The 25,347-nt window shown below is 70.9% G+C and carries 26 protein-coding genes, 1 tRNA gene and 1 pseudogene; 19 read left to right on the plus strand and 9 right to left on the minus strand.

Annotation, left to right across the window (positions count from 1 at the left end; translation table 11 throughout):
- Positions 1–242: 242 nt before the first annotated feature.
- The 5 genes and pseudogenes from JT362_RS07535 to JT362_RS07555 all read right to left on the minus strand — a co-directional run bounded on the left by JT362_RS07535 (position 243) and on the right by JT362_RS07555 (position 3,482).
- Positions 243–449 (minus strand): hypothetical protein, encoded by a 207-nt coding sequence (locus JT362_RS07535; protein WP_260190293.1) that lies wholly within the window; start codon positions 447–449, stop codon positions 243–245.
- A gap of 685 nt (positions 450–1,134) precedes the next feature.
- A pseudogene (mscL, locus tag JT362_RS07540) lies at positions 1,135–1,554 on the minus strand (large-conductance mechanosensitive channel protein MscL); the annotation flags it as partial.
- Positions 1,555–1,620: 66 nt separating this feature from the next.
- Entirely contained in the window at positions 1,621–2,286 is a 666-nt protein-coding gene (locus tag JT362_RS07545; protein WP_260190294.1) for an SAF domain-containing protein, read from the minus strand.
- Between the two features lie 98 nt (positions 2,287–2,384).
- Entirely contained in the window at positions 2,385–2,750 is a 366-nt protein-coding gene (locus JT362_RS07550; RefSeq protein ID WP_260190295.1) for an FmdB family zinc ribbon protein, read from the minus strand.
- 123 nt (positions 2,751–2,873) lie between these two features.
- Positions 2,874–3,482, minus strand: a complete 609-nt coding sequence (locus JT362_RS07555; RefSeq protein ID WP_260190296.1) for a 5-formyltetrahydrofolate cyclo-ligase — start codon at positions 3,480–3,482, stop codon at positions 2,874–2,876.
- Between the two features lie 24 nt (positions 3,483–3,506).
- Between JT362_RS07555 and JT362_RS07560 the strand changes: the two genes are divergently transcribed.
- From JT362_RS07560 to JT362_RS07620, 12 genes are all read left to right on the plus strand, one after another.
- Positions 3,507–4,430 carry a UTP--glucose-1-phosphate uridylyltransferase gene (locus JT362_RS07560; RefSeq protein WP_260190298.1) on the plus strand — a complete coding sequence of 308 codons (924 nt, stop codon included), beginning with the start codon at positions 3,507–3,509 and terminating at the stop codon, positions 4,428–4,430.
- 21 nt (positions 4,431–4,451) lie between these two features.
- Positions 4,452–5,675 carry a molybdotransferase-like divisome protein Glp gene (gene glp, locus JT362_RS07565; RefSeq protein ID WP_260190299.1) on the plus strand — a complete coding sequence of 408 codons (1,224 nt, stop codon included), beginning with the start codon at positions 4,452–4,454 and terminating at the stop codon, positions 5,673–5,675.
- 15 nt (positions 5,676–5,690) lie between these two features.
- Positions 5,691–6,344, plus strand: a complete 654-nt coding sequence (locus JT362_RS07570; protein ID WP_260190300.1) for a GNAT family N-acetyltransferase — start codon at positions 5,691–5,693, stop codon at positions 6,342–6,344.
- 105 nt (positions 6,345–6,449) lie between these two features.
- Positions 6,450–7,427, plus strand: coding sequence for a divisome protein SepX/GlpR (sepX, locus tag JT362_RS07575; protein WP_260190301.1), 978 nt, complete (start codon positions 6,450–6,452; stop codon positions 7,425–7,427).
- 29 nt (positions 7,428–7,456) lie between these two features.
- Positions 7,457–7,529, plus strand: a tRNA-Ala gene (locus JT362_RS07580).
- A gap of 178 nt (positions 7,530–7,707) precedes the next feature.
- On the plus strand, positions 7,708–8,190 hold the full coding sequence (locus JT362_RS07585; protein WP_260190302.1) for a DUF4274 domain-containing protein: 483 nt from the start codon (positions 7,708–7,710) through the stop codon (positions 8,188–8,190).
- Between the two features lie 3 nt (positions 8,191–8,193).
- Complete coding sequence (locus tag JT362_RS07590; RefSeq protein WP_260190303.1) at positions 8,194–8,613, plus strand: SMI1/KNR4 family protein; 420 nt, start codon at positions 8,194–8,196, stop codon at positions 8,611–8,613.
- 89 nt (positions 8,614–8,702) lie between these two features.
- Positions 8,703–9,452, plus strand: a complete 750-nt coding sequence (locus tag JT362_RS07595) for a hypothetical protein (protein ID WP_260190304.1) — start codon at positions 8,703–8,705, stop codon at positions 9,450–9,452.
- A 705-nt stretch (positions 9,453–10,157) separates the two neighbouring features.
- Positions 10,158–11,696 carry a sensor histidine kinase gene (locus JT362_RS07605; protein WP_260190305.1) on the plus strand — a complete coding sequence of 513 codons (1,539 nt, stop codon included), beginning with the start codon at positions 10,158–10,160 and terminating at the stop codon, positions 11,694–11,696.
- Positions 11,697–11,722: 26 nt separating this feature from the next.
- Positions 11,723–12,385, plus strand: coding sequence for a response regulator (locus tag JT362_RS07610; protein ID WP_260190306.1), 663 nt, complete (start codon positions 11,723–11,725; stop codon positions 12,383–12,385).
- 82 nt (positions 12,386–12,467) lie between these two features.
- Positions 12,468–13,688, plus strand: a complete 1,221-nt coding sequence (locus JT362_RS07615) for an alpha/beta hydrolase family protein (protein WP_260190307.1) — start codon at positions 12,468–12,470, stop codon at positions 13,686–13,688.
- A 28-nt stretch (positions 13,689–13,716) separates the two neighbouring features.
- Complete coding sequence (locus JT362_RS07620) at positions 13,717–14,340, plus strand: DedA family protein (protein WP_260190308.1); 624 nt, start codon at positions 13,717–13,719, stop codon at positions 14,338–14,340.
- Between the two features lie 62 nt (positions 14,341–14,402).
- Here JT362_RS07620 and JT362_RS07625 read toward each other — a convergent pair whose 3' ends face one another.
- Positions 14,403–15,428, minus strand: a complete 1,026-nt coding sequence (locus JT362_RS07625; protein WP_260190309.1) for an aldo/keto reductase — start codon at positions 15,426–15,428, stop codon at positions 14,403–14,405.
- A 124-nt stretch (positions 15,429–15,552) separates the two neighbouring features.
- On the opposite strand from JT362_RS07625, the gene JT362_RS07630 reads away from it, so the two are divergent.
- From JT362_RS07630 to JT362_RS07660, 7 genes are all read left to right on the plus strand, one after another.
- On the plus strand, positions 15,553–16,374 hold the full coding sequence (locus JT362_RS07630) for a helix-turn-helix transcriptional regulator (RefSeq protein WP_260190310.1): 822 nt from the start codon (positions 15,553–15,555) through the stop codon (positions 16,372–16,374).
- A 251-nt stretch (positions 16,375–16,625) separates the two neighbouring features.
- On the plus strand, positions 16,626–17,708 hold the full coding sequence (locus tag JT362_RS07635) for a cytochrome P450 (RefSeq protein ID WP_260190311.1): 1,083 nt from the start codon (positions 16,626–16,628) through the stop codon (positions 17,706–17,708).
- Positions 17,705–18,367, plus strand: a complete 663-nt coding sequence (locus tag JT362_RS07640; RefSeq protein ID WP_260190312.1) for a DJ-1/PfpI family protein — start codon at positions 17,705–17,707, stop codon at positions 18,365–18,367. The genes JT362_RS07635 and JT362_RS07640 overlap by 4 nt, the downstream gene beginning before the upstream one ends.
- Positions 18,364–19,353: an L-tyrosine/L-tryptophan isonitrile synthase family protein gene (locus JT362_RS07645; protein WP_260190313.1), complete on the plus strand. Its 990-nt coding sequence runs from the start codon at positions 18,364–18,366 to the stop codon at positions 19,351–19,353. The genes JT362_RS07640 and JT362_RS07645 overlap by 4 nt, the downstream gene beginning before the upstream one ends.
- Positions 19,350–20,159, plus strand: a complete 810-nt coding sequence (locus JT362_RS07650; RefSeq protein ID WP_260190314.1) for a TauD/TfdA dioxygenase family protein — start codon at positions 19,350–19,352, stop codon at positions 20,157–20,159. The genes JT362_RS07645 and JT362_RS07650 overlap by 4 nt, the downstream gene beginning before the upstream one ends.
- A 17-nt stretch (positions 20,160–20,176) precedes the next feature.
- Positions 20,177–21,109, plus strand: a complete 933-nt coding sequence (locus tag JT362_RS07655; protein WP_260190315.1) for a UbiA family prenyltransferase — start codon at positions 20,177–20,179, stop codon at positions 21,107–21,109.
- Positions 21,110–21,142: 33 nt separating this feature from the next.
- The gene (locus tag JT362_RS07660) at positions 21,143–21,616 is read left to right on the plus strand and encodes an SRPBCC family protein (protein ID WP_260190316.1); all 474 of its coding nucleotides are present in this window, start codon (positions 21,143–21,145) and stop codon (positions 21,614–21,616) included.
- A gap of 4 nt (positions 21,617–21,620) precedes the next feature.
- Here the strand turns inward: JT362_RS07660 and JT362_RS07665 are convergent, their stop codons facing one another.
- The 3 genes from JT362_RS07665 to JT362_RS07675 are packed head-to-tail and all read right to left on the minus strand — an operon-like array spanning position 21,621 to position 25,344.
- Positions 21,621–23,612 carry a beta-galactosidase gene (locus tag JT362_RS07665; protein ID WP_260190317.1) on the minus strand — a complete coding sequence of 664 codons (1,992 nt, stop codon included), beginning with the start codon at positions 23,610–23,612 and terminating at the stop codon, positions 21,621–21,623.
- The gene (locus JT362_RS07670; RefSeq protein WP_260190318.1) at positions 23,609–24,451 is read right to left on the minus strand and encodes a carbohydrate ABC transporter permease; all 843 of its coding nucleotides are present in this window, start codon (positions 24,449–24,451) and stop codon (positions 23,609–23,611) included. Before JT362_RS07670 ends, JT362_RS07665 begins: the two co-directional genes overlap by 4 nt.
- Positions 24,448–25,344: a carbohydrate ABC transporter permease gene (locus JT362_RS07675; protein WP_260190319.1), complete on the minus strand. Its 897-nt coding sequence runs from the start codon at positions 25,342–25,344 to the stop codon at positions 24,448–24,450. The genes JT362_RS07670 and JT362_RS07675 overlap by 4 nt, the downstream gene beginning before the upstream one ends.
- Positions 25,345–25,347 lie beyond the last annotated feature (3 nt).

The following is a 25,347-nucleotide window of genomic DNA, read 5'->3' on the forward strand; positions in this document are numbered from 1 at the left end:
GAGGCTGCATGGTTCGGCCCCGACGTGGACCCCGCCCGACGTTGCGCGGCCTGACGAGGCCCATCCCGACGTTGCGCGGGCTGACGAGGCCCATCCCGACGTTGCGCGGGCTGACGAGGCCCCATCCCAACGTTGCGTGGGTTGGCGCGGGACGTGCCGGTTCCGGCCCGGTCTTGGGTCGGTTCCGGTTCGGTCGGGGTCCGATCCGGTCTCGAGTGCCGATTCCGGCTTCGATCCAGGTCTCAGTCCCGGTCGTGATGCGGCGGGCGGTTCCGCTCGTACCACGCGTCGCGGTCGCCGGACGGGTGCTCGGGTTCGCGCTCGTCGGACGTGGTGGCCGGGAGCACGTCGCCGAAGATCTCGTCCAGGTTCGGGCGGGTCGGCTGGCGACGTCGCTGGTCACGTCCCGGTTGGTCCCGCTGGTCCCGCTGGTTCGGCTCGTCGGTCACCTCCTCATGGTCTCGTACGTGGCACGGCTTGCGGCGGAGCCGTGCACCTGCCGGTGAACGCGCGGCGCGGTCGAGCGGCCTCGTGCGCGCTCGCGCGTCGACACCGCCGCACACTCCCGCAGTCGAGGTGACGGGGCCTTACCCGTCGTGGTCGCCGCCTCCCACCGCGCATGCGACACGGTCAGACAGGCGACCTCGCGCGTGTCACCGGTGTCGGCGGTCAGCTCGCCGTTGACGCCGGTGGGCGGCCATGCGTGCGCGTGGTCACCGGAGTCGACCGGAAGGGCGAGCCCGTCGTCGTGGCGTCGGCCGGGCTCCTCGCGGGCGCCTTGCTCTGTCGCTGACCGGGGCGCCCTCGTGGTAGGCGGCTGTTTCAGGAGCCGCGGTTTGGCGGGTAGCCGCCCTGGTCGCCAGGAGGCTGGTGGGGCGGCTGTTGGACCGGTGGTGGCTGGGTCGGTGGTTGCTGGGTCGGCGGGGCTTGGGTCGGTGGCTGTTGGTTCGGTGGTGGCTGGTTCGGTGGCTGTTGGGTCGGTGGGGCTTGGGTCGGTGGTTGCTGAGCCGGTGGGGCTTGGGACGGGGCCTGCTGCATGGGCGGTGCCTGGGTGTGTGGCTGCTGGAGCGGGGGCTGCTGCGGGGGCATCGGCCCGGGAGGTGCCTGTTGGGGTGGGCTCTGCTGGGCGAATCCGTGCTGGGGTGTGGGCTGGGAATGGGACAGGCCGGACTGCTGCTGGAGCAGGTCGCGGATCTCGGTCAGGAGTTCGATGTCGGTGGGCTCGGACGGGCCCGGTTCCTCGCCCCGCTTTCGGCGTTCCTGGACCTTCTTCATCGGGAAGACGAGCAGGAAGTACACCACCGCCGCGACGATCAGGAAGTTGAGCATGGCCGTGATCACGGCGGCGAAGTCGATTCTGGACGCCTCGTTGCCGGCGACGATGGTCCACGACAGACCGCTGACGTTCGTGCCCCCGATCGCGGCGATCAGTGGCTGGATCAGATGCTCGGTGATCGACGTGATGATCGCCGTGAACGCGGTACCGATCACCACCGCGACCGCCAGGTCCACCACGTTGCCGCGCATCAAGAAGTCCTTGAACCCCTTCAGCACGATGTCTGCTCCTTGTCCCTCGTCGGAAGCGAATCTCGGCAGCCGTGCTCGTCGAGCACCCGACCACTAGCGCAGCGTAACCGCGACCGGCTGTCCCAACGACACGGACGCGAGGCGAGTCGCATCCGCACGTGGCACGGCGATCACCACCAGCCGGCCGGAGCGGTCGGCGTCGGCCGGGGGCTCCGCACGGACCGTGACGACGGTGGCGTTCGCGGCGAGCAGCACACCGGCGGTCGCGCTGTCCGGGGAAACCGTCACCACGTCCACTCGCGCCCCGGGCGTGAGCAGGGCGGCCACCTGGGGATCGGCCAGCCGCACCGGCACGGCGACCGCCGACGGGTCGCCGGTGGCGAGGCGGCTGTTCTCCCGGCCGACGAGCCGGGTGCTGGTGAGCGGCTCGCCGCGGGACGCGGCGCCCGCCAGCACTCGACCGGTCGCCTGCTCGGCGGTGGTCAGTGCGGTGGCGGGGCGTAAGGACTCGGGGGCGCGGACGATCCGGACATCGTCGGGGCGCAGGCTCGAACCCGGCGCCAGGTCGCGGGCGGCGACCAGCATCGGCACCGTCGGCTCACCTCGGGCCTGGGGCGGTGGGCGTACCACCAGCACCGCGGCCAGCAGCACGAGCAGCGCGGCGACGACCCGGCGCGGCGCGAGCAGGCGTGGCCAACCGCGGGCGGCGGTCAGTTGGCGGAGGCGGTCCCTGGTGAGGGGCGTCAGTGCGGATCTCATGTCCGCGACGTTATGGCGGAAACGCGGGATGTGCGGAGGTCAGGGCGCTTCCTGTGGACAACTGGGCCTGGTGGCGCGGTTGTGGATAACTCGGATCGTCAGGACGCGACCGCGGCCTTGCTCGTGGTACTGCTTGACGAGGACGACGAGCTCGATGACGAGGACGGGCTCGACGAGGAAGCAGACGACGACGAGGAAGAAGTGGAGGTGGTCGACTCGGACTTGCTCTCGGACGAGGACGAGGTCGACGAGGACTCCGGCTTGCCGGAGGCCGACGAGGACGACTCCGAGCGGCTGTCGTTGCGATAGAAGCCACTGCCCTTGAACACCACACCGACCGAGCCGTAGAGCTTGCGGAGCTGGCCGGAGCACTCCGGGCACTCGGTCAGCGAAGCATCGCTGAAGGACTGCACCGCCTCGAAGCGGTGCTCGCAAGCCTTGCATGCGTACTGGTAGGTGGGCACGGGCCGTTCCTTCCCCGGTTCTGGCACTCGACTCGGGAGAGTGCTAAGGCCATTCTGCGACAGCGCGCGCCCGGAGTGCAAACATCCTCAAGCGATCCTGCCGACATCACACGACCGGATACGTCACACGAACCGGAGCAGACCCCGGTTCGGCGTGAGCACCGCCGTCATCCGCACGTCGTGGGGCTCACTCGGCAGGGCCTCGAAGATCTCCTGGTCGCGCACGATGGCCACCAGCTCGGTGCCGTTGGTCGCGAGTGGAAGCGACTGGTCGTAGTGGCCGGCACCCCGTCCGAGCCGGATCCCGTTGCGGTCCACGGCGAGCGCGGGCACCAGCACCATGTCCGCGATCCGCAGGGCGGTGACGCCGAGCAACTCGCCGTTCGGCTCACGCAGCCCGTACGGGCCCGGAACCAGCGAGTCCTTACCCGCATACCAGCCCCATTCGAGGGGTCCTTGACTGGTGACCACCGGCAACAGCACCCGCGCGCCGAAGTCGTTCAGCTCGTCCAGCATCTGGACCGAGCCGGGCTCCGAGGCGATCGGGACGAAGGCACAGACGGTGTGGCCGGGTCGCACGACCCGACCGCTGGTCAGGTGGCTGGACAGGGAGATGGCCTCTGCGAACCGGACGCTTGCCGGCACCCGGCGGCGCTCGGAGAGCAGCTCCTTGCGCCACCGCCACTTCGTCAACGCGGCTGTCGGTTCGCGATCACTCCCAGGCCGGGCCACGACATGAGGTTAGGCTGGCTGTCCATGGCGCCATCTACCGCAGTCAGTTCCGAACCCGGTTCCGCGTCCGTCAGCGGCATCAGAACGGCCATCGTGCCGGCCGCCGGGCTCGGTACCCGTTTCCTGCCCACGACCAAGGCAGTGCCGAAGGAACTGCTGCCGGTCGTGGACACACCGGGAATCGAGTACGTCGCCGCCGAGGCCGCCGAGGCGGGCGCGAGCCGGCTGGTGATCGTGACCTCACCGGGCAAGGACGCCGTCGCCCAGTACTTCCAGTCCCAACCCGATCTCGAGGACACCCTCGAGCGGCGGGGGAAGACCGACCTGCTGGCCAAGGTGCGCCGCGCACCCGGCCTGCTGTCGGTGGAGACCGCGATCCAGGAGGAGGCACTCGGACTCGGGCACGCCGTGAGCTGCGCCGAGCCCAACCTGAACCCAGACGACGACGTGGTGGCCGTGCTGCTGCCCGACGACCTGGTCCTGCCGACCGGCGTCCTCGGGCGGATGGCCCGCGCCCGCGCCGAGCACGGTGGCACCGTGCTGTGCGCGTTCGACATCCCGAAGGAGCAGATCTCCGCCTACGGGGTCTTCGACGTCGAGGACACCGACGACGCCGACGTCAAGAAGGTCGTCGGCATGGTGGAGAAGCCGAAAGTCGAGGACGCCCCCTCGACCTTCGCGGCGGCCGGCCGCTACCTGCTCGACCGGGCCGTGTTCGACGCGCTCAAGCGGATCACGCCGGGCGCGGGCGGCGAGTTGCAGCTCACCGACGCGGTCGCGATGCTGATCACCGAAGGGCACCCCGTGCACGTCGTGGTGCACCGCGGCGGACGTCACGACCTGGGCAATCCTGGTGGTTTCCTGCGTGCCGCCGTGGACTTCGCGCTCGCTCACCCCGAGTATGGGCCTGAGCTGCGCGAGTGGTTGCGCGGGCGCGTGCAGGAATAACGACACAGGGCGGGGTCGGGAATGAGGTCAGTCGACGAGCAGCTCGGCAGGGCACTTGCCGCCGCCGTCCGGCCCGCGCCGGTGCGGGTGGCCATCTCCGAGGCGCAGGGCCTGCTCTGCGCCGAGGAGGTCGTCGCCGAGCACGCGCTGCCCGGCTTCGACCAGGCGGCCGTGGACGGCTACGCCGTGCGCAGCGTGGACGTGCAGGCCGCCGGCACCGAGCCGGTGCTGCTGCCGGTCGTCGGCGAGATCCCGGCCGGGTCGCGCCAGCCCCGGCGGCTGCAGCCCGGCCAGGCGGTCCGCGTCGACACCGGCGCACCGCTGCCGACGCTCGCCGACGCCGTCGTGCCGATCGGCTACACCGACGGTCACCAGGCCCGGGTGACCGTCAACCAGCCGGTGCCCTCGGCCGCGTTCGTCCGGCGCACCGGCGAGGACGTGCAGACCGGCGACGTCGCGGTGCGCCGCGGCGCGCCGATCGGCGCCGCCCAGGTCGGACTGCTCGCCGCGGTCGGCAAGTCGAAGGTGCTGGTCTACCCGAGGCCACGGGTGTCGATCATCTCGCTGGGCGACGAGCTGATCGACGTCGACCGGACCCCTGGCCAGGGGCAGGTCTACGACGTCAACTCGTACTCGCTCGCCGCCGCCGCCCGCGACGCCGGGGCCGAGGTGAACCGGGTCGGGATCGTGTCGAGCGACAGCCGGCGGCTGCGCGAGACCGTCGAGGGCCGGCTGCTGCTCAGCGAGATCGTCGTGATCGCCGGCGGCGTCGGCGGCGAGCTGGCCGAGGAGATCCGCTCGGCCCTGTCCGACCTCGGCGACATCGACATGACCAGGGTCGCCATGCACCCCGGCTCGGTGCAGGGGTTCGGCCGGCTCGGCCCGGACGCCGTGCCGACCTTCCTGCTGCCGTCCAACCCGATGAGCGCGCTGGTCGTCTTCGAGGTCATGGTGCGGCCGCTGATCCGGGCCGCGCAGGGCAAGCGCAACCCGCACCGCCGGCAGATCACCGCCCGGCTGCTGTCCCCGATCGCGTCGGTCAAGGGCCGCCGGGGGTTCCTGCGCGGCCAGCTGCTGCGCGACGAGAGCAACGGCGAGTACCTCGCCCAGCCGCTCGGCATGTCCGGCTCCCACCTGCTCGCGTCGCTCGCCGAGGCGAACTGTTTGATATTGGTGGACGACGAGACCACCGAGATCGTCCTCGGTGAAGAGGTACAGGTCAGTTTCCTGGCACAACGTGGCTGAAGGGACGCCCGCGGGGTGAGTTGGTCGGTGCCGCAGGGGCGGCATCCCGGTTGGCCGGCCAGGTTGGGGCCGCTGCGCGTGCCCGCCGGGGTGGTCGAGGTGCGCGCCCCCAAGCTGTTCGACGCGACCGCGTGGAGCCGGGTGCGCCGGCGCGACCGCCTGCACCTGGAGAGCTGGGAGCCGACGGTCCCCGGCAACTGGAACGACAACAACGCCACCCTCGCCTGGCCCGGCCAGTGGTCCACCCTGCGCGGGCTCGGCCGCCGTGGCATGTCCCTGCCGTTCGTGATCCTCGTGGACGGCGAGTTCGCCGGGCAGGTCACCGTCGGCAACGTGGTGCGCGGCGCGCTGTGCTCGGCCTGGATCGGGTACTGGGTCGGCACGCACGCGACCGCGGGCGGCGTGGCCACCGCGGCCGTGGCCCTGGTGGTCGACCACTGTTTCGGCGCCGCCGGCCTGCACCGGCTGGAGGCGACCGTGCGCCCGGAGAACCAGCCGAGCCTGCGCGTGCTCGGCAAGCTCGGCTTCCGCGAGGAGGGCGTGTTCCGCCGGTACCTCGACGTCGCCGGGGGTTGGCGGGACCACGTGTGTTTCGCACTGACCACAGAGGACGTCCCGAATGGACTCGTGGCCGGTTTGGTCGCCGGGGGACGCGCCGAGCTGGTGTGATCGTCCCGGCGTGCCCCTCGGCGCGCCTCCGACACTGATGTGACTGTTGTGACTAGCGTGGCGTGGGAAGTCGCGGGAGGATCGTCACGGGGGAGGTGTCGAGGCATGCCGAGCTCGCTTGTCGTGGTCGCGCTCGTGCTGGCGTGGCTCGTCGTCCTCGTGCCGATGATCGTGCGCAAGCGCCAGGAGGTCGCCCGGACCGCGGACTCCGAGCTGGCGGCCAGGGTGGTCCGGAGCGGGAGCGGTGAGGCCGAGGACGAGGCGGAGTACGGCGAGTACGGCGACGAGGAGGCCGCCATGCGCGACACCGACGGTATCGACGAGGATTTCGGTGACGGTGTGCCCGAATCGCACGATGCCGTGCACGACGATGCCGCGGTGGACGACAATGACGTCGACGACGCCCCGGAGGATGCCGCCCATGACGCCGACGGTGAGGACATGACCGGGTACTACGACGAGGCGGACCTCGGGTACGCCCGTCGCTACCGCCCCGGCCGCGGCGGCTTCGACCCCGAGGCCGCCGCCATCATCGCGAAGGCCAAGTACGCCTTCCGGCAGCGCGTCGTGCTCGCCATGATCATCGGCGCCATCGCCACCGCCGTGGTGGCCGCCGTCGCGTTCCCCATGCTGTGGTGGGGGCACGGCGCCCTCGACGTCGTGCTCGTCTCCTACCTCGTCTACCTGCGGCGCCAGGTCCGCATCGAGACCGAGATCCGCGAGCGCCGCCTCGCCCGGCTGCAGCGCGTCCGCCGCGCCCAGGCCGCCGCCGCGCGCCAGCGCCCGGTCGAACAGGCGTACGTCCCACCGCCCGCGTACGAGCCCGACCAGCCCACCTACGCCGAGGACGACTACGACGACGCGTACGAGCCCCACGAGCCCCACGAGCCCCGCGAGGACCCGTACGTGCCGTACGACCCCGAGCAGGCCCTCGGCCCGAGGGAACGCGTGTCCGACGGCCCGTCCAGGCCCCCCGTGACCCGCTCCGGCGCGACCCTGGTCGACATCGACGACGAGGACCCCACCTTCGACGAACTCGACGAGCCGGGCCGGATGCCCTACCGGCGCGCGGCGGGCGAGTAGCGGCCTGGTACGCTGACGCGGCACCACCAGGGGCTGTAGCGCAGTTGGTAGCGCGCCTCGTTCGCATCGAGGAGGTCAGGGGTTCGATTCCCCTCAGCTCCACGCACCGGAGGCTCGTGCTCGCAGAGAGCGCGGGCCTTTTGCGTTCCGTAGTGTCTTCTGGGGGACGACTCCCAGAAGATCGCGGGCGAGGCCGCGTCTCGCGAGCGGTGTTCGAGCAATCTCTCGTAGCGTCCGCTGGGGTCCTTCTGGCGGTGTCAGCGCTGCCTATCATTCCGGCGTGAGCAGCGAGGCCCGTGACGAGTTGGTCGGCCGGATCATCGATCACGAGGACATCGATCACGAGGAGTGCGCGCGGCTGGTCGGTGAGTTGGTGACCGTCGAGCAGCTCCGTGGGGTGGTCGCGGAGTACAACTGGGACTGTGGGTACGAGGTGCCGGCGGCCGTGGTCGCGCATCCGGCTTGTGACCGGGGGCTCGCGTTGCTGCTGTTCTGGGAGTTCGACGACGGGCACCTGTTTCTCGACGAGTCGTCCAGCGACCGGCCCGCTGCCGACGATCCGGCCGGGAGGCGGTATGCGCGAACGTTGTTCGGCCGCCTGCGCGACGGCCGCTATCCCAGCGGGTCGACGGTGTACGACACCGGGTGCTTCGGCGAGCACCTGCATCCGGCGGGTAGCGGCAAGGCCCGTATCCGCGAGTTGAGGACCCGTAGAAAACTGGAGGAGTTTCCCGAAGCGTTCCTCCGACCGGAACTCGGCTGACCCGTGGCACAGCTGGAGCGCGTGGAACTCGAACCGTTGTTCGTGGTAACCGGGCCGGCGGGGGAACGGGATATCTCGCTGGCCGAGGTCGAGTTGGGTCAGGTGATTCCGGCGGACTACAAGGATCTGCTGCGGATCACCGACGGATTGTCGTCCGGTGGAAATCTGGTTCTGCTCGGCGCGGCGGACATCGTGGAACGCAACCGTGATTACGAGGTCGCGGTGTACCTGCCAGGCCATGTCATGATCGGTGACGACAGCGGTGGCACCGCGATCCTGATGCGCTGCGGTCAATCCGCTGTTTTCGAGGTCGACATGGGCGCGATGGACATGGCGTCCCTGGAACGCAGCGCGTCCTCGCTGCGCCAGCTGCTCGTCGAGTTCGGTGGGAGGACGCTCGGCGAACGGGAAATCGTCGAGTGATTCGCCCGCTTCCCGGCACAGTCGTGTCGTTGGGTGGCGTGTGTGGAGTATGATCGTGCCCAGCCGGCGGTCGAGGTCGGTCCTGTCGCGTGCGTTCGTACGATTGCCAGGCGGTGGCGAGGTTGTCGCACTGGACCAACTGGGTCGAACTGGTTTCCTGGGTGGCGGGGATCTTTGCCGCGCTGTTCGGCATCGCCATGACCGTGCAAGCGTCGAACTCCTCCCGGATGAAGGCGACGTTGGAGTTGGCGGAACCTTTCGTTCGCGCGTTGGCGCTCTCCCTGGACAAGCCGGAGTTGCTGGCGGCCTACGAATCCGAGTCGAAGACCGCCAAGGAAATTCTGCGCAAGCGAACACGCCGCAAGCTTGTCAGGTTGGGATTGGTACTTGGGGCGCTGGGGATGGTGGCGGGCGTGAGCCTGTTGCTTTCTCAGGTTTATCAGCCTCGTAGTGCCAACGGGCTTCGATTCGCCGTCGGCGACGCGGCACAGCAACAGTGTGAGCAGCGAGGGCTCGGGTCGGTTGCCAATATTTTGTGTACCAATCGTTGGTCCCTCAACTCGTCGGAGCAGGAGATTGAGGCGCAGGCCACCTTCCCCAGCCCGGGGCGCGAGGCAGACCTGGACATCGCCGTTCGTGGCTGCTCGGGCCGCGCGCAGGTTCAGTGGGAGCTGCTCGCTGATGGCGAGTTGCTCGGTAGAGGCGTGACTGGTTCTGATTCCTCCGAACAGATATCGGACGTGCCCGCGAGCGTGTCAGCGCTGACTGTTCGAGCCGAGCGGATCGATGATGATTCCTGCTCGGCGGAACTCGTCGTCGAGGCCGTCGTGTGGCTTTAGCTGTGCGTGGAGTGCGGGTTGACGACCTGCTGCCACTGGTCGCGGTAGGTGAGGCTGGTCATGGTCTCGCCGGACAGGACGTCGTGGGGGAAGGTGGCGTCGGGGGCGCTGGCGCAGTTGGGCGGCGCGGCTTCTCGACGTCCAGCCGACCGACCGCGTCATCGAACTCGGCTGCGGGGCCGCCGATCCCGATACGTCGCGCGGACAATGTGACGTCAGAGGCGTGGGAAGGCGTCGAGATGCGACGCAGGGGCGTGTCACAACGTCAGATCGCGGCGATGACCGGTAAGTCACCTTCGACGTACTGGTCCGGATCGCCGACGGCCTGGGTGTCCCGATGGGATACATGGGCCTCGCGTATGGCGAAGTCACGGCCGGAGTGGTCGAGACGCGCGAAGCGGACGACTGCTCGAGCTCACTGACGGGCCTCGTGCGCAATCAGCGTCTTCCCGCCGGTGACGCACGGTGAAATCCGCATTCGATGCTGCTCGGTCGTTGTTTGTGCCGTTCTGCCTCGGTGCGCAGGTGCGGGTTGGGTTGGCGTCCCGGCTGTGCGTGTCACAGCGCGTTAGCATTGGTGGATGTTGGCTTTGATCGCGCGGGGGATCGCCGCGGATGGGTGACCGGCTGGCGCCCGGCTGGAGGCGGCGGTGGCCGGAGGCTGTCCTGTGGGTGGCGTTGGCGGTTCCTCTCGTGTTGGAGGTCGTGACCGTCGACGATGCGGTTGTCCGGTGGCTGGCGTTGGTCGGCGGCGGCCTGGTGTTGGGCGCGGCGGTGGTGCTCTTCGACCGGTTCCCGGTCGGGACGTTGTGCTTCCTGGTCGCTGCGGCGGTGGTGCCGGCGCTGGTGCTGGCGCCGACGGTCACGAACCCGGCGTGGGTGTGGCCCTTCGTCGCGGCCTCGGTCTTCGGGTTCCGCGCTGGGCGGCGGCTGGACGACACGAGTCCGGTGCTGTCCTCGCTGGCCGCGGTGGTGCTGGCCGGGTTGCCGGTCAGCGTGCTGGTGGACAGTTCGGCGCGAGGTGGCTTCGGCCTCCTGTTCGGGCTGTACGACTGGTTCGTGTTGGTGCTGATCCTGCTGGTCGTGGTCCTGGTGCCGTGGATGGTCGGCCGGTACCGGCGGCAGCGGGCCGAACTCGCCGCCGCCGGGTGGGAGCGCGCCGCCTTGCTGGAACGTCAGCAGCGGCTGGAGGTCGACCGGGCGCGGCTGCGGGAGCGGGCCAGGATCGCGCGGGACATGCACGACTCGCTCGGCCACGAGTGGGGGCTCATCGCGCTGCGCGCCGCCGCGCTCGAGGTGACCGCGGACCTACCGGAGCGGCAGCGTGCCGCGGCGGGTGAGCTGCGTGCTGGTGTGGCGGAGGCGACCGAGCGGCTGCGGGAGATCATCGGGATGCTGCGGCCGGACGGCGAGCTCGCGCCGGATGAGCGGGTCGACATCGCCGGGCTGGTCGAGCGCGCCGCCGGCGCGGGCATGGACATCGGGTGGGAACCGCCGGAGCCACCGGTGGGGTCGGTGCCTGTCGCCGTGGAGCGGGCGGCGCATCGGGTGGTTCAGGAGGGCCTGACCAACGCGACCAGACACGCGCCCGGCGCACCGGTCACCGTCCGGGTCGAACACGGGACGGGCAGCACGACGGTAAAAGTCACGAATGGAGCGGCGAGCGAGCAGCCGGGTGACACGGCGGGGGGTGGCTATGGGTTGGTGGGACTGGCCGAGCGCGTCCGGCTGCTCGGCGGCACGCTGGCGGCCGGTCCGCGAGACGGCGGGTTCGCCTTGGTCGCGACACTCCCACACGACGCACGCCCCGCCGATCTGCCCGCGGACCTGAATGGGAGCGGCGACAGCGAGTCGACCCGCGAGCGTGCCCGTACTCGCGGCGAGGCACGGCGCCGTCTCACCAGCGCGATCCGGGTGCCGGCGTTGGCGGGCACCGTGGTCGCCGTGCTCGCGATGGCGCTCTACGCCCTCGTCGGTGCGAACAACACCCTCGACCCGGCGCTGTTCGAGCGGATTCCGCTCGGCGCGACCCGCGCTGAGGTCGAAGCGCAGGTGCCCCCGTTCCAGATCCTGGGTGACCCGGAACGCATGCTCCCCGCGCCGCCGGAGGACGCGGAGTGCCGGCAGTACTGGTCGAGCGAGCAGAGCGACGACCAGCTGTTCTTCCGGCTGTGCTTCGTCGCCGACCGGCTGGTGGTCAAGGAGGTCGTCCCGCGCAGCGCGATCTCGACCGGCTCGGAGTAGGCGGGGGACGGAATGAGGAGGACGCGGTGATCCGCGTGGTGCTGGCCGACGACGAGCCACTGACCAGGGCCGGCATCCGTACGGTGCTCGGTGCGGAGCCGGAGTTCGACGTCGTCGCCGAGGCCGGTGACGGGCACGAGGCGGTGGAACTGGTCCAGGCCCACCGGCCCGACGTCGTGCTGCTGGACATCATGATGCCCAGGCTGGACGGGTTGTCGGCGGCGGCCGAGATCCGCCGGACCGCGCCGGCCACCGGCGTGATCATGTTGACGACGTTCTCGGAGGACGAACACATCGCGCGTGCGTTCGACGGCGGTGCCAGCGGTTTCCTGCTCAAGACCGGTGATCCGCGGGAGCTGTTCGCCGGCATTCGGGCCGTGGCCGGCGGTGCGGCGTACCTGTCGCCGAAGATCGCACAGTGGGCGATCCGGCGGCTCGACACCGACGGCGAACGGATGTCCAGTGCGATGCGAGCCCGCGAGCTGGTCGACGGCCTCACCACGCGCGAGCGGGAAGTGCTGGCGCTGCTCGGCAGCGGGTTGCCCAACGCGGAGATCGCCCGCCGGCTGCACGTGGTCGAGGGCACCGTGAAGGTGTTCGTGAGCGCGATCCTGCGCCGCCTGCAGGTGCCGAACCGGGTGCGGGCGGCGATCATCGCCTTCGAGGCGGGTCTGGTCGAGCGCGACTGAGACCGAGCCTATGACTTTCGGCTAGTCCGGTCGGCTGCTTTCGGCAGATGTCCGGCGCCGCCGCGCTCGCGATGCTCGTCGCATGGCGAAGAAGAACTGGCGAAAAGCCCTCGTCCCAGCCCTCTGCGCGGCGATGCTGGCGGGTCTGGCGGGCACTGCCACCGCGGCCCCGACCACCGACCGGCTGCCCGTCGAGCTCAGCCTGCCCCGGCCGACCGGCCTCTACCCGGTGGGCACGACCGACCTGCACCTCGTCGACCACGATCGCACCGATCCCTGGGCGTCTCCGCCGGGTCGGCCGCGGGAGCTGATGATCTCGCTGTGGTACCCGGCCTGGCCGGCGCCGCACCGGCCCACCCGGCACCTCACCCCGGGGACGGCGGCGTACTACGACCAGACCTCCGGGTCGGTCGGGCTGAACCCCGGCGTCGCCGACTTCGCCGGGACCAGGACGCACGCCAGGCCCAGCGCCATCGCGTTGCCCGGTGAGCGCCCGGTGGTGCTCTACTCGCCGGGCGGCGGGCAGTCCCGTTCGTTCGGCACCACACTGGTCGAGGATCTCGCCAGCCGCGGCTTCGTCGTGGTCACCGTCGACGCCACCTTCGCCGGGCCGGTGGAGTTCCCCGACCGGATGGAGCTCCCGGCCAGCGGCGTCGACATGGTGCAGATGATGCGGGAACGGGCACGGGACACGAGTTTCGTGCTCGACCAGCTCCGTGTGATCGCCGCCGGCGGCAACCCCGACGCGGCGCACCGCCCCCTCCCGGCCGGGATCGCCGCCGCGCTCGACCTGTCGCGGATCGGCATGTTCGGCCACTCCATGGGTGGTTTCACGACCGCCGAGACCATGGTGACCGATGACCGGATCGACGCGGGCGCCAACCTCGACGGCAGCATGGACCCCCGCTACGGCCAGGCGTCGACACGCGGTGTCGACCGTCCCTTCCTGCTCATGGGCGGCGGAGTCAGCGGCGACGACGACCACCCGCACAACCACCGGCACGCGCCGGACTGGGCCTTGTTCTGGGACAACTCCACCGGATGGAAGCGGGATGTCTACCTGCCCACCGCCGAACACATGAGCTTCTCCGACGCCCAGGTGATCCTGCCGCGGATCGACCGGAAGGAACCGTTGCCGGCCGAGAAGCTGGCGGGGGCGATCGGAACCGTCGACCCCCGGCGGAGCCTGGCCGCGCAGCGGGACTACCTCGCCGCGTTCTTCGGACTGCACCTGCGCGGCCGGCAGACGACCCTGTTCGACGGCGACTCCCCGGCACACCCCGACGTGCGGCTCGTCCCGTGACCGCCCGACCGGAGGCCGGGGGGCCGGGATGCTGACCGATCTGCTCGACTGGCTGCAGGGCCTACCCCCGGTGTGGGTGGTGGTCGGTGCTGGGGTGCTCGTGTTCGGCGAGTGCACGCTCGGCCTCGGGTTCATCGCGCCCGGCGAGACCGGCCTGTTCGTCCTCGGCACCACCGCCACCAGCCCGCCCGCCTTCCTGACCATGTGGCTGGTCACCACCGTGTGCGCCGTGGCCGGTGACTCGGTCGGTTACCTGCTCGGCAGGCGGTACGGACCGCGGCTGCGGCAGACGAAGATCGTGCGACGGCACGGCGCGCAGGGCTGGGACCGGGCCACCGAGTCGCTCCGGCGGCGTGGGGCGATCGCGGTCCTCGTGGCGATCTTCCTGCCGGTGCTGCGAACCCTCGTGCCCGCCGCCGCGGGTGCCGCCGGCCTGCCGTACCGGACGTTCCTCCCCGCCGTGCTGGTGGGCGCCACCGGATGGTGCGCACTGCACATCGGGATCGGCGCCGCGGCCGGCGAGGCCGCACGGCGGATCGAGGACCTCGTCGGTACCGGCAGCATGATCGCGGCCGCCGTGCTGGTAGCGATCGTCACCGCGACGGTGGTCATGAAGCGCAAGCGCACGGCGGCCGGAAGCAGGGTCCGGTGACGCCCTTCCTCCACGATCAAGTACCTCACCCGGACGAGCAGATCCGGGCGTCGGTTCGTGGGTCAGGTGCTTGGGGTGGTCACCTGGCGCCACTGGTCGCCGTAGGCGAGGCTGGTCATGTCCTCGCCGGCCATGACGTCGTGGGGGAAGGTGGGCTCGGGGGCGCTGATCTCGTCCAGGCGGCCGAGGGTCTCGGCGTCGAGGGTGACGTCGAGGGCGGCCAGGTTCGAGGTCATCTGGTGCTCGTTGGTGGCGCCCAGCAGGGGGATGACGCTGCCGGGGCGGGAGCGCAGCCAGGCGAGCGCGACCTGCGCGGGGGTCCAGCCACCGGCCTCGGCGATGGCGACGACCTCGCGCACGATGTGGTCGCCGCGTTCGCCGCTGAAGTCCCAGCCGCCGCGGGTGAGGCGGCCTTCGGCGCCGTTCAGGTACTTGCCGGTGAGGCGGCCTTCGGCCAGTGGTCCCCAGGCGATGGTCGCCAGGTCGTGCGCGCGGGCCATGGGCATCAGTTCCGACTCGACGGAACGGGCGAGCAGGTTGTAGCGGAGCTGAACCCCGACGAACGGGGACCACCCGCGCAGCTCCGCGAGCGTGTTCGCCTGCGCGATCTCCCAGGCAGGCCAGTCCGACACCCCGACGTGCAGCACCTTGCCGGCCCGGACCTGGTCGTCCAGTGCGCGCATCAGCTCCGGCAGCGGGGTGAACGCGTCACGGGCGTGCACCCAGAGCACGTCGACGTAGTCGGTGTCCAGGCGGCGCAGGCTCGCCTCCAGCGAGGTGACCAGGTTCTTGCGGTGGTTACCGGCCGTGTTGAGGTCGCCGGGCGTGGTTTGCAGGGTGTACTTCGTCGCCAGCACGAAGCGGTCGCGGCGGCCCCGCAGGACGCGGCCGATGATCGACTCCGACTCGCCGCCGGTGTACGCGTTCGCGGTGTCGATGAAGTTGCCGCCGGCGTCCGCGTAGCGGTCCAGCATCCTGGTGCTGGTCTCCGCCGGGGCGCCCCAGCCCCAGTCCTCGCCGAAGGTCATGGAGCCGAGCGCGAACTCGGAGACGCGGATGCCGGAACGGCCGAGAAGCGTGTAACGCATGAGAACTCCTGTCGTTGTCGGTACCTCCACGTTGGCTCGGCGTGCGGGGGGTGGGCCAGGCCGGTGTGTTCCTGGGTGTGGCTCACCCAGGTACGTCGGCCCGGTGCGGCCTAGCATCGGGGTTGTGGACAGCGACGGACTTGGCGCGTTCCTGCGGGCACGGCGGGCGCAGGCCCGCCCGGACGCCGCGGCTCTCACCACGTCGGGACACCGTCGGGTGCCCGGGCTGCGCAGGGAGGAGGTCGCGGTGCTCGCCGGCCTCAGCGTCGACTACTACACCCGGCTCGAGCAGGGCCGCGAACGGCACCCGTCCGAGCCGGTGCTGGACGCCCTCGCGCGTGCCTTCGACCTGGACGCCGACGCACGGGCGCACCTGCACCGGCTGGCCGGCCGCACCGCACCCCGCGAGCTGGTCGAAGTGGTCGGCCCGGAGCTGTCGGCACTGATGGGGGCCTGGCCGGCGACCCCGGCCTACGTGATCAACCGAACCATGGACATCCTCGCCGAGAACGCGCTCGCTCGGGCCATGCACTCGGGGTTCGCCGAGGCCGGGAACCTGGCCAGGATGGTCTTCCTCGACCCGGCTGGGCGCGACTTCTACGTGGACTGGGAACGCGCGGCGCACTCCGCCGCCGCGCATCTGCGGCTGGCGGAAGGCCACGATCCACGACACCCTCGGCTGCTCGAACTGCTCGACGAGCTCACCACCCGCAGCTCCGCGTTCCGCGACCTCTGGAACCGGCACGCCGTGCGCGGCAAGACCCGGGACGCGAAGCAGTTCCGGCACCCCGAGGTCGGTGTGCTGACGCTCGACTACGAGACCTTCGACGTGCGCGCGGCCTCGGGGCTGCAGCTGGTCGTGCACCACGCCCCGGCCGGCAGCCCGAGCGCGGACGCCCTGAGCCTGCTCGGCTCGCTGGTCGCCAGCCGCGAATCCGGCGCGTAGCCGGGGGCAGTGGAACAGGCGTCGAGGACGGCTCGAAGTTGGTCGACAGCCGACTCGACTCCTGAATAGCGTGGCGGCGGTTCGCAGATGACGAAAAGGGGCAGCACATGTCCACTGACGTCGCAATGCCCACGCCGGGGATGTTGACGCCGGATTTCTTCCAGAATCCCTATCCCTTCTACGCTCTTTTGCGGGACCACGCGCCGGTGTGTCCGATTGTGGTTCCGCCGGCGAATGTCCGGGTGTGGTTGGTGAGCCGGTACGCCGACGTACGCGCCGGGTTCGCCGACCCCCGGCTGAGCAGTGACTACCGGTACGCGCTGCCCGACTTCCGCGCGGCGGGCCTCGCGTTCGGCGCCGGCACGGTCGCCGAGCGCACCATGCTCAACCTCGACCCGCCGGATCACACGCGCCTCCGCCGGCTCGCCGGGGGTGCCTTCACCTCGGCTCGGATCGCGCAGTGGGACGCCACGATCCAGGGCACGGTCGACGGGCTGCTCGACGCGCTGCCGGTCGGCGAGCCCGTCGACGTGATGGCGCGGGTGGCCGCGCCCCTGTCGGTCCGGGCGATCTGCGCGGTGCTCGGCGCGGAGCCGGGTGACGAGGCCGACCTGCGGCGATGGGGCGACGTGGTGTTCACCGCCGATCCCGCCGAGCAGGCGGAGATCCCGAAGGCCACCGCGCGGCTGCTGGAGTACGCCGAGAACCTCGTGGCCCGCAAACGGGAGCGGCCGGGGGACGATCCGCTGTCCGAGCTGGTGCGGGCGAGCGACTCCGCGATGCTCAGCTCCGACGAGCTGGTCGCCACCGCGGTCGGGCTGGTGGTGGCCGGGTACGAGAGCACCATCAGGCTGGTCGGCGACCTGCTGCTCGCGCTGCTCGACCACCCGGACCAGCTGGCCGCCCTGCGCGACGGCGGGTACACCACGGCCGACGCGGTGGAGGAGACGCTGCGCTACGACGGCCCGCAGTCCAGCTCGCTGTGGCGGTTCACCACCGAGGAGCTGGAGATCGCGGGCACCGCGATTCCGGCGCACGAGCCGGTGCTGTTGCTCGTCGGTTCGGCGCACCGGGACGAGCGGCACTACCCGGATCCGGACGTTTTCGACCTCGGTCGGGCGGACAAGCGGAACCTGGCTTTCGGGCACGGCATTCACCACTGTCTGGGCGCGGCGCTCGCTCGGTTGGAAAGCCGGATATTGCTCGACTCGATGTTGGCGCGGTATTCCTCGATATCCCTGGCCGTGCCGCGCGCGGAAATCTTCTACAAGCCGTCCATGGTCGTTCGTGGGCCCGGTGAACTGCCGCTCGTTCTCCACCAGGAGGTCTCGTGATCATCGCCATCGGCCTGTATCCGGGGTTCACGGCGCTGGACGCGCTCGGGCCGTACCAGGTGTTCACCACCGTGCCGGAGGCCGAGGTGGTGCTGTGCGCCGCCGAGCCGGGCACGGTCGTCGACGACCACGACCTGCTGCACCTCAACGTCGACGCCACCTTCGCCGACGTGCCGCGCCCCGACGTCCTCCTGGTCCCCGGCGGGCCCGCCTCGCTCGCGCTGGCCAGGGACGACGCCCCGATCGTCGAGTGGGTGCGGAACGCCCACCCGCACACCAGGTGGACCACGTCGGTGTGCACCGGGTCGCTCGTGCTCGGCGCCGCGGGTCTGCTCGACGGCCTGCCCGCGGCCACGCACTGGGCCTTCCGCGACGAACTCGCCCGGTACGGCGCGCGGCCGGCCGACGAGCGCGTGGTCGTGGACGGGCGGATCGCCACCGGCGCCGGCTCGTCGGCGGGGATCGACCTCGCGCTGACCCTGGTCACCGAGTTCGCGGGCCCCGAGCTGGCGCAGGGGATCCAACTCGCGCTCGAGTACGACCCCCGGCCGCCGTTCGACACCGGAACGCCGGACAAGGCGCCCAAGCCGCTCGTCGACGTGGTCGCGTTCATGATGGACGCCCACGGGAAGAAGTGGTCACCCCGAGGTGTGGGATGACCCGGACCATCACCCGGCCCCGCGCGGCGTCCGAGCACGCCGTCGCCGAGCGGATCCTGCGGATCGTGTTCCGGCGGCGCCGGACCGCCGACCCGGTCGACCCGTGTGCGGCCGAGCCGTGCCCGGACTGCTTCGCGCCGCACCTCGGCACCGTCGGCCGGTACGTTGCGGCCGGTCAGCCGGTGCACTTCGTGCTGCCCGCGTTCCCGGCCAAGTCACGCAACCGGCGCAAGACCGTCGGGCGGCTCCCCGACCTGGGTGAGCACCTGGCCCTCGAGTCGATCCAGGGCTTCTGCGAACAGGTCTCCGCGGTGTACGCGCCGGGCGCGGTGGTCACCGTCTGCTCGGACGGGCACGTGTTCAGCGACGCCCTCGGCCTCGACGACCAGCACGTCGACGACTACGCCGCCGAGCTGCTCCGGACGATCCGGTCGATCGGCGGCGGGGCCATCGGCCTGTACGCGCTGCGCGACGCCATGCCGGGCCTCACCTGGGACCAGCGCCGCGCCCGCCTGCTCGACGAGTACGGCGACCCCGTCGACGCGATCCGGGACGCGGTGCGCTCCGACCCGCGCGCCAGGCGGATGTTCAACGGCATCCACCGGTTCGTCACCGAGGACGACGCGGTCCTGCTGCCGGACCTCAGCACCACGCAACGCCGCAACCGCGCCAAGGCCACCGCCTACCAGGTGGTGCGGCGCAGCCAGGCGTGGAGCCGGGTCGTCGAGGAGGTCTTCCCCGGCGCGGTGCGGCTGTCCATCCACCCCCAGGGCCACCACGACACCAAGATCGGCTTCCACCTGCTGCGGACGAACGACAGCTGGCTGACCCCGTGGCACGGCGTCGTGCTCGACGACGGGCGGCGCCACGTGCTGGTCAAGCGGGCGTGGGCCGAGCGGCTGGGCGCGCACCTGGTGTGGCGCAACAGCCGGCCCAGCCACTTCGTCATCGACGAGCCGATCGAACCGGCGGAAGGAACATCGTGAACAGCCAACTGCGAACGCCCGTGCTCGAGGGCACCGACCTGGCGCCGTTCGGCCGGCTGGTCGAGGCACCGTCCGACGGGCTGACCCTGGCCGACGTGCCCGTCGACGACCTGCTCGCCACGACCCTGTCGAGCAAGGTGCTGGTGTTGCGCGGCTACGGCCTGCTCGACGTGCCCGACCTCGAGGACTACTGCCGGGCCGCCGGCGAGCTGATGCGCTGGGAGTTCGGCACGATCCTCGACCTGGTCGTGCAGGACGACCCGAAGAACTACCTGTTCGACTCCGGCGACGTGCCGTTCCACTGGGACGGGGCGTGGTCGGAACGCCCGCCCCGGTACTTCCTCTTCCAGTGCGTCCAGGGCTGCGCGCCCGGCGCGGGCGGGGAGACGGTGTTCTCCGACGCCACCCGGGTGTACCGGGACGCGCCGGAAGACCTGCGCGAGCTGTGGGCGCGCACCACGGTCACCTACCGCACCGACCGGCTCGCGCACTACGGCGGCACCATGACCCACCCGGTGCTCGCCACCCACCCGACGACCGGCGAGACCACGATCCGCTACGCCGAGCCGCTCGACCCGGCGCGGTACCGGAACCCGCTGTTCCTCACCGTCGACGGGCCGTCCTCGGAGGACGCCGTGCGCGCGATGACCGAACTCGGCGAGCGGCTGCACGATCCCCGCTACTGCTACGAGCACGCCTGGCGGACCGGGGACATCGTCGTCGCCGAGAACCACGCGCTGCTGCACGGCCGCAACCGGTTCACCGGCTCCACGAACCGGCACATGCAACGCATCCAGATCATCTAGGAAACCGGAGCGCTGTGATGGTCGACCTCCGCACCCCCGTGGCGAGTTCCGTGCGCGCCTACGCGCACCTCGCCAACCTCTACTTCCTGGACTACAACCTGGGCTACCTGCTGGTGGCGACCCTGCTGCCCGCCTCGGTCGTCGCCGGCGGCGGCACCTGGGCGGCCCTGGCGCTGATCGTCGCCGGGTACTTCCTGGTGCACTGCGCGGTGATCGCGTTCGACGACGTCACCGGGTTCCGGGACGGCACCGACGCCAAGAACTACCGGGACAACCCGAGCGCGCTGCGGCGCCTGCGCTGGAAGCCGCTGGTGACCGGGGAGCTGCGGCTGCCGCAGGCGCTGCGGTTCGCCTGGGCGTGCGTGGTGGTCGGCCTGGCGCTGCTGGTCGCCGGCCTGCTGGTCGCGCCGCACCATCCGGTGTGGCTGGTGGTGCTCGCGGTGGCCGGCGCGGCCGTGTCGGTGCAGTACTCCTACGGGCTGAAGTTCAGCCACATCGGGTTCCAGGAGCTGGTGCTGTTCCTGTGGACCGCGGAGCTGGTGTTCGTCCCGTTCTGGGCGCTGACCGGCGGGGTCACCGCGCACCTGGTCGTCGAGGGCGCGTTGTTCGCGTTCTGGCTGATGATGGTGTCGTTCTACTCGAACCTGCGCGACCTGGAGACCGACCGCGGCGCGGGCCGGATCAACCTGGCGACGATCGCGGGGGAGAACAACTACATCCGGATTCTCGGGGTGCTCGCCGTCGCCGACCTCGCCGTGGTGGCGCTGCTCGTCGTGAACGGGGTGTTCCCGCTGCTGCTCGGGCTGCTGCTGGCCCCGGTTTTTGCGGCGCGGATCGCGCAGTTCCGGGTCGCCGCGCTCCGCCGCGATCCGCTGCTCGGCCGGCTGCTGGGGCGCCGTCTCGCCTGGTCGGGGGCGGTGCTGATGGCGATCGGCAATCTCGTGCAGTAGGCCGTAACGCAAGATCGACGATAGGATGCCGCCATGGTGGAAGCACGGGCCCAACAGACGATGGCATGCTCGCCGGAGGAATTCCTCGAGTTCGTGCTCGACATCGAACGCTACGCGCAGGTGGACGACAAACTCGGGCCGTTCGACTGGTCCCGCCGCGAGGAGAACCGCGTCGAGTTCAAATTCCGGCCGACAATGCCCGGAATTCCGGGACCCGCGCCGAAGATGGTCGCCGAGGGCGTGCTCACGCCCGGCAAGCGCATCGACGTCGGGCTCCTGCCACCGCCGAACAACAAGCTCTGGCACCGGCTGATCACGTTCAACGCGACGTTCGTGTGCGAGCCCGTCGAGGACGGGACCCTGGTGACCAGGACGATGACGATCGAGGCCAAGCCGGCGGTGCGCTGGTTGGTCGAACCCATCCTCCGCCGCACCCTGCCGAAGAGCGTCGAGGCCGAGGTCAGGGACGCCAAGGCCTACCTCGAACGGCAGAACCGGGGCGTGTGACGGCTCAGCCGAGCCGCGCGATCACCACGCCCCGGGCCGCGACCTCCGGCTCGGGTGCTGACCCGGTGCGGACGTCGCGCGCGCCGGCGGGCACCGGCACGGTGACGGCGAACGGGTTGTGGTTCAACAGGAACAGGTACCGGCTGCCGTCCTCGGCCCGGCGGACGGTCGCCTCGACGCCGGCCGGGGCGGTGGGCAGCACCGGCGGCACGGCGGCCTCGGCGGCGAACCGGCGCAGCAGCAGGCCCATCGTCGTCGGGTCGGGGCGGGTGGCGAGGTAGTACGCGACGCCGTCGCCGTGCGGGTGGCGGGTGATCGCCGGTCGGCCGGCCAGCTCGCCGCCGGTGAACGTGGCCAGGGGCTCGGCGCCCTCGACCGTGAGCCACTCCGACCAGAGGGTGCCGGTGGCGGTGTGCCCGTCGGTCAGCGCGAGCGGCACCTCGCCGTCGTGGGCCAGCGGCCAGAACTCCTCGACGTGCAGGCCGAGCAGCTCCCGGAACGGCGCCGGGTAGCCGCCGAGGTGGATCCGGTCGCACTCGTCGACGATGCCGGAGAAGAACGACACCACCAGGTGGCCGCCGCCGCGGACGTACGCGACCAGGTTCGCCGCGGTGGCCTCGTCGACCAGGTACAGGTTCGGCACCACCACGAGCTTGTAGGCCGACAGGTCCGCGGCCGGGTGCACGACGTCGGTGGTGATCCGGGACTCCCACAGCGGTCGGTAGTGGGCGAGGTTCGCCTCCTGCTGGCGCAGGTCGGTCGCGGGGTGTGAGTCGGTCTCCAGCGCCCACCAGCTCGACCAGTCCAGCACCAGCGCCGCCTCGGCCTCCACCCGCGAGCCGAGCAGTTCGGGCAGCCCGGCCAGCTCGGCGCCGAGCGCGGACACCTCGCGGAACGTCCGCGACGACGTGCCGGCGTGCGGGACCATCGCCGAGTGGAACCGTTCCGCGCCGCCGCGCGACTGGCGCCACTGGAAGTACAGCACCGAGTCCGAGCCGCGGGCGATCGCCTGGTAGCTCCACAGCCGCATCCGGCCGGGGCCCTTCGGCGCGTTGCGGTCGCGCCAGTTCACCGCGCTCGGCGCCTGCTCCATCAGCAGCCACGGCGCGCCGCCGCCGAGCGAGCGCATCAGGTCGTAGTTGTAGGCCGCCTCGACGTGCGCGGCCGGGTCGTGCGGGTCCGGGTAGGAGTCGTGCGAGATCACGTCCTGGTGGCTGGCCCAGGCGAAGAAGTCGACCGGCTTCCACACGCTGAGCAGGTTCGTCGTCACCGGGACGTCCGGGGTGTGCCGGCGGACGATCTCCTTCTCCATCAGGAAGCAGTCCAGCAGGGCGTCGGAGGAGAACCGCTGGAAGTCCAGCTGCTGCGCGGGGTTGGCGAACGCCGGGTTGACCCTGGGCGGCAGCACCTCGTCGAAGTCGTCGTAGCGCTGGGACCAGAACGCGGTCGACCACGCCTCGTTGAGCCCGTCGACACCGCCGTACCGCGCGCGCAGCCAGTCCTGGAACGCGGCCGCGGACACGTCGCAGTAGCACGCGGACACGTGGCAGCCGTACTCGTTGCCGATGTGCCACAGGGCGAGCGCGGGATGGCCGGCGTAGCGCGCGGCGAGCCGGTCGACCAGCCGGCCGGCGTGCTCCCGGTACACCGGGCTGGACGGGCAGTAGTGCTGCCGGCCGCCCGGCCACAGCACGGTCCCGTCCGCGCCCCTCGGCAGCGTCTCCGGCGCGAGCTTCGCCAGCCACGGCGGGGGAGACGCGGTCATGGTCGCCAGGCACACCGCGACGTCGTTGTCCGCCAGGCGGTCCATGACGCGGTCGAACCAGCCGAAGTCGTACTCGCCTGGCCGGGCCTCGACGTTCGCCCAGGAGAAGATGCCCAGGCTCACCATCGTCACCCCGGCCTCGCGCATCAGCGCCATGTCCTCGTCCCACACGGACTCCGGCCACTGCTCCGGGTTGTAGTCGCCGCCGAACGCGAACCGTTCCAGTCTCACCCTTTGACGCTCCCCTCGGTCAGGCCGGCGCGCCAGAACCGCTGGAGCACCGCGGTGACGATCATCAGTGGGACCACCGACACGAACGCGCCGCCGATGGTCAGCTGGTACAGCTCCGGCTGGCGGTCGGCGAACGACTGCCACGACGTCAGCCCGAGCGTGATCGGGTACAGCGCCGGGTCGGACAGCATCACCAGCGGCAGGAAGTAGTTGTTCCAGATGCCGACGAACTGGAACAGGAACACGGTGACCAGGCCGGGGGTCAGCACCCGCAGCACGACGGAGAAGAAGATCCGCGCCTCGCCCGCGCCGTCGATCCGGCCCGCCTCCAGCAGGTCGTCGGGCACCGCGGCCTCGGTGTAGATCCGCAGCAGGTACACGCCGAACGGGTTGACCAGACTGGGCAGCAGCACCGCCCAGTACGAGTTGGCCAGGCCCACGTTCGACAGCATCAGGTACAGCGGCAGCGCCAGCGCGGTCGCCGGCACCAGCACGCCGCCGAGCACCAGGTTGAACACCGTCTCCCGGCCGCGGAAGGCGAACTTGGCCAGCGCGTACCCGGCGGCGGCCGACAGCAGCGTGCTGACGGTGGCGCCGACGAACGCGTACAGCACGCTGTTCGCCACCCACCGCAGGTAGATGCCGTCGTCGTAGGTGAAGACGTTGACCAGGTTCTCCGCGAGCCGGAAGTCCGCGAACCACAGGCCGGAGCTGCCGAACAGGTCGCCGGTGCTCTTCGTGCTCGCGACCAGCAGCCAGTACACCGGCAGCAGGAAGTACAGCGCCAGCACGCCGAGGAGCGCGGTGACCAGGATCCGTGAGCGGAGCGACGCCCTCATCGGCGACCTCTGCCGACCAGGCGCAGGAAGCCGAACGACAGCACGAACGCGCCGAGCGCGAGCAGTACCGCCTCGGCCGCCGCGAGCGCCTGGTTGTTGGTGTTGAACGCCTCGTTGAACGCGGACAGGTTCGGCGAGTACGTGAACGAGATGGCCGTGGACAGCGGCTTGAGCACCAGCGGCTCGGCGAACAGTTGCAGGGTGCCGATGATGGTGAACACCGTGGTGAGCACGATCGCCGGCCGCACCAGTGGCAGCTTCACGTGCCACACCAGCCGCAGCGGGCCGGCGCCGTCGACGATCGCGGCCTCGTACAGCTCGCCGGGGATCGCCTTGAGCTGCGCGATGATGACGAGCATGTTGTAGCCGGCGAACGCCCAGGTGACGATGTTCGCGATCGACCAGAGCACAGTGGACGGTCCGAGCAGGTCCACCTCCAGCCCGAGCCAGGACAGGGCGTCCAGGATCGGGCTCACGCCCGGCACGTACAGGAACCCCCAGATGATCGTGGCGATCACCCCCGGCACGCCGTAGGGCAGGAAGAACATCGCGCGGAACATCGCCGGCCACCGCGCGGAGGCGGAGTCCAGCAGCAGCGCCAGTACCGTCGCCAGCACGATCATCAGCGGCACCTGCACGGCCGCGAACAGCAGCACCCGGCCGAGGCTGTCCACGAACGCGGGGTCCGACAGCGCGCGCGAGTAGTTCTCCAGCCCGCCGAAGACCTCACGCGCCCCGCCGAGCCCCATCGGGCCGGTGCGCTCGACCCGGATCATGCTCTGGTAGACGGCGTACCCGATGGGGGCGATGAACAGCAGCAGGAACAGCACGCAGAACGGGGCGAGGAACGCCCACGGCACCAGTGCCTTCCGCCGCCGAGCGGTCGCGGGCACGGG

The organism is Actinophytocola gossypii (genome assembly GCF_025165815.1).
GTDB classification, from domain to species: Bacteria; Actinomycetota; Actinomycetes; order Mycobacteriales; family Pseudonocardiaceae; genus Actinophytocola; species Actinophytocola gossypii.